Annotated in this window: 3 protein-coding genes; all 3 read right to left on the reverse strand. The window is 36.8% G+C overall.

The genetic code is table 11. From position 1 onward, the window contains the following. The coding region (locus F6K22_RS33090; RefSeq protein ID WP_293108113.1) for an S-layer homology domain-containing protein at positions 1-597 on the reverse strand (597 nt) is incomplete at its 3' end. A gap of 888 nt (positions 598-1,485) precedes the next feature. After that, entirely contained in the window at positions 1,486-2,154 is a 669-nt protein-coding gene (locus F6K22_RS33095) for a polysaccharide deacetylase family protein (protein WP_293108116.1), read from the reverse strand. Positions 2,155-2,759: 605 nt separating this feature from the next. Continuing rightward, positions 2,760-3,878, reverse strand: a complete 1,119-nt coding sequence (locus F6K22_RS33100) for a CAP domain-containing protein (RefSeq protein WP_293108119.1) — start codon at positions 3,876-3,878, stop codon at positions 2,760-2,762. Positions 3,879-4,526: the final 648 nt, after the last annotated feature.

The following is a 4,526-nucleotide window of genomic DNA, read 5'->3' on the forward strand; positions in this document are numbered from 1 at the left end:
ATTAAGCAGCCTAACATTTGGATAATTAACAACAATACCTTTTTCTGTTGCTGCTGCAATAGCCTTTTTTGCATCTTCAGGAATTGCTTCTGCATCCTCAAAAATTTTGTTCAAATTCTGTTCTAAAGATGTACTTGCTTGATATTTTAACCCTACACTTAAAGCAGTCAAAACTTGCCAGCGTTTAATCTTGAGAGTGGGATTAAAAGCTTTACCAATATATGGGGATAAAAAACCCATTTCATAAGATTTTTGAATAGCATCATCAGCCCAATAGTCTTGAGGAATATCTACAAATTTCATCGAATCCCGCACAAGTTTTGTATCTGGAAAAGCCTTAGTAATCATTGCAGCAAATTCGGCTCTAGTTACAGGTGCATTGGGGCGAAAAGTTAGATTTTTGTCGTCGCCAAATATTATTTTTTTGTCTAATAAACTATTAATACAAGCTTGAGCAAAATGATTTTCAATGTCTTGTAAGGTTGTTTCCGCAAGTGCCGATCTGATTTTCTTGCTGTCAAATAATTCCAGAGTAATTATGGTACTTAATGCTACGACTAAAGCAAGTATAGGATGCAACTTATAAATCTTAATCATCAATATTCCTCCACTAAATAAAGTCAAAAATTAAAAGTCAAAAGTAATCTCTGAGACAAGAAACCTTTGACTACAGATTAACAATTTATTTTAGCCCCTTTATTATGCTTTGAGCAAATAATACTAACTACCCAAAATAATGCCATACTTTCTCAATACTTCAGTTATTATACCAATTTAATAAATTTTTGTTACAAATGGTAGAAGCAAGGAAGAGGGAAGAAGGAATAAGGAAGAAGGAATAAGGAAGAAATATTGAATAAAAGAGGGAAAAATGAATAGATATAGCTGTCTAGAATAAATTGCAAAAGCTATTTTTACAGCAGTTTCGGAGGCGCGTGAGGTACAAAGTTTTATTGTCCTAGGGAACACTTAACTGGGAATATAAAAGTAGTCTTATGAATGTACCTCAGCATCCTCATGCATTGCTGTAAGTATCTCTGATCGAGATGCACCTTTTTGTAGCATTCTTTTTTTAAACTGGTATTATACCAAGCGTGAAAAAAGAATGTTACGAATATTTTAGTCAACCAAAGTAGTTTAAGTCAGATGCAAATTTACTAGAATAGATTGTTTCATAGAAAAAAATGATAATAAAAACTGCTTCTACTGACTACTGACTATTGACTATTGACTACTAGAAACAGTCCAAATATTTGTAGCAAAAATTTATAAAACTTGTATTACAGCCCTTTTCATTTGAGTCGGCCACAAAGTAGGGACGTTGCATGCAACGTCCCTACAAGGTTACAAGGTTATCTTTTTTTTAATGTGGTTCATTAACCTGAAAACTGCTGTAAATAATAAGCAAGGTTTAGTAATGTTTTTAACGATTCATTGCATTAAGCACAATTACTACCTATTCCTAAGAACTCTACTCCCTATTCCCTATTTTGTTTGCCACATTTTATCTATAGTAATAAAATTATAGTTTTTTTCTAGTAAAATCGGAATTATTTCTGCAACACTTTTTGTCACATCCTGACCGCCAGAACATCCATCATGCAAGACAATAATTGAACCATTAGAGGTTTGCTGAACTACTCGATTAACAACTACTGAAATTCCTGGTCTGACCCAATCTACAGGTACTACAGTCCACATAACAGTTCTATATTTCCATTCCTCTAATAATTTTAGAGTTTGAGGTATAGCTATGCCATTAGGAGGACGCACATCACAAATTAATTTTGTTGCTAATCCACAAGCTTTATAAATAGAAAGTTGTGTTTTTTCTAAACTAGATTTCAGTTGAATAGGAGTAAGTTTAGGAAATGATATATGTTCATACCCATGTAAACCAATCCAATGACCTTTTTCATATATTGCTTTAGTTATTTCTGGATAACGGTCTACACATATACCTAACAAAAAAAAGTTTGCTTTAATCTGATACTTATCTAGAACTTCTAATAATTGAGGTGTATATTCTGGGTGAGGTCCGTCATCGAAGGTAAGAGTAATTTCTGGGTTTTGTGTGTTTCCTTGCCATAAACAATTGGGAAAAGTAAATCTTAATATTGGATGTAAAATCGGAAGTAAAGGTGCTAATGCCATTAGTATATATCAAAATTTTTGATTCTAAATTATATCATATAGAATTTAGGGAATAGGAAGTAAGGAGTAGGGAACAAGGAGAAATTTGAAAAATATTCTCATTTAAACAGAAGAAAATTTTTATTATGGCTAATTAATGAGACTTGATATAATATTATATCCGCTTGCTGAGGTCGATGTTAGCATGGTGGGGCATTTAATACAAACCCGGTTTCTATACTGTTTTTACCGATACTACCGGATTTGATATAATGCCAATTAAAAAAAAGAATGTTACGAATAATAAGTGTGATTAAAAGACTTTATATAAAATCCGGTTATACAGTAATCGCATGCATTACTTCCTCTTAATACAGATGTTCTATTGAATACGAATTTAAAAATTTAATAGTTCAAATCCAATATTTCTCCTGACTCCTGACTCCTGACTCCAAGCGCGATACGATAACTAATTACCCGGATTCTATATTACAAACCTCCCTACCTCCTCCGCCTCCCAGGAGGGGTTAGGGGTGAATCCCCTACTCAAGATACGGGTTGAAAAGTTTTTGAGAAATGGTATAATTTCTGGGCGTTGGATGGAACTCCCTACAGTCCCCTACTCCCTAACTTTCAAAGGGCGTACCAAAAACCTGCGTCCAGTAATGATTGGCATTAACGCTACCAGTATCTTCCTGCAAGAAATGGTAACCAACACCAATTTCTTCCAAATTTGGATCGAGAATGTTGGCACGATGTCCGTCGCTACCCATCCACGCTGCTACTACTGCTTCCGGTGTCTGTTGTCCTGCCGCAATATTTTCTGCCCATGCTGAAAAGTCATATCCTGTAGCTTCAATACGATCGCCTGCGGAGGAACCATCTAATCCGGTATGGTCGAAAAAGTCTTGCACTGCCATATTCTCAGTGTGAGTTTGTGCTGCTTGATTTAACAGTGGGTCTGCTGTCAGGGGATCTAAACCCAACTGAGTACGCTCTTGGTTGGTAAGTTCCACGACTCTATCAATAAAATCTTGATTACTTGCTTCGATATTGGAACTGCCCTCAAATAAGAAATTGGCACTGCTGAGACTACCCGCAGATACATTATTTACTTGAGCGATCGCTTCTCCAGTCAGACTATCAATAATTAGGGTATTTTGCTGAGTGCTACTACTATTTTGTAAACTGATGTCGCCAAAACTTAAACCTTCGGGAAGTTGAATTAGATCGATGCCGTTTTCAAAGTCAGCTATTTCATCAATACCTGCACCACTTTCTAAGACAAAGACATCGCTCCCCTCACCTCCAGTGAGAGTGTCTTCCCCCAAACCCCCAGTGAGAGTATCATTGTCTCGATCGCCAAACAAAATATCATTACCAGCATCCCCAAAGAGGCGGTCATTATTTTTGCCTCCAAATAAAGTGTCAGCACCATTTCCTCCTCTAACAACATCATCTTGGCGATCGCCACGAACTAAGTCATCACCGTTACCACCTTCTACTGTGTCATTGTCTTTGCCACCCATAATAGTGTCACTGCCATCTCCACCGTTGAGACTATCTTCCCCCCGGTTTCCCATAATTACCTCTGAGTCTGAAGACCCTGTAACTATATCGTTGCCACCAAGAGCTGCTAACCCATCGGGAAAATCAGCTAGTTCTCCAGAGGAGAGAGCGATAACCTCAGCATTATCACTGGCAAGTAAGTTATTTCCACTAGGAGTGAGTCCGTTATCTTCCATTTATTTAGTTCCTCTAAAAAATTAATTGAAATTATAATTAATATCAAATCTGCTTATTTTGAAGAATAAGGTTCTACCATCAGTATGGGCAAAAACTCCAAGTAGAGTTTGAGTTTGACCGCCAAACCATTATGGGGCATGAATCATACCGATACTACTGAATTTGATATAATAGGGGCTACACAAACAGAATCCTAGAATCCGGTTTTTTGTAGATGCTTATTTTTAAACCAACGATTTTTCCTAGCAACTGGGTCTGTTTGCCTAAATCCTATAATTTAATTATAGTTAAAGCTAATTTCAATTAACAATCAGTAATTGTCGCAAATTGAAATTAAATTGATATATCAATATCTGTAAAAACACATATTATTGGCGTGACACACCTAAAATTTTGCAATAGTAAGGGTGGGTTTTATAGTGCTACGCGCAAGTTAAAAATTGAAGTAGCACTCAGCACTCAGCTAGCCTCTTTCAGAGGAGCTGCCTCTTACAGAGGAGCTTCGCTAACAGCAGTCAGCTTATTCAAGGTGTATAATGGGGGATTCTTTCCCCCCCCCCACGCAAAGCGCACCACTAATTTTTTCGCTCCTGTTGTGGGGGACCGTTACCCTCGAATTGAAGAGCGCTCCAGCTAAATGCGCTCAA

Source organism: Okeania sp. SIO2F4, from assembly GCF_010672385.1.
In the GTDB taxonomy this organism is placed as follows: Bacteria; Cyanobacteriota; Cyanobacteriia; order Cyanobacteriales; family Microcoleaceae; genus Trichodesmium.

Excerpts from the sequence above, each read along its gene's own strand:
- F6K22_RS33100 (WP_293108119.1), bottom strand. The coding sequence starts at position 3,878 with ATGGAAGATAACGGACTCACTCCTAGTGGAAATAACTTACTTGCCAGT.
- F6K22_RS33095 (WP_293108116.1), bottom strand. The coding sequence starts at position 2,154 with ATGGCATTAGCACCTTTACTTCCGATTTTACATCCAATATTAAGATTT.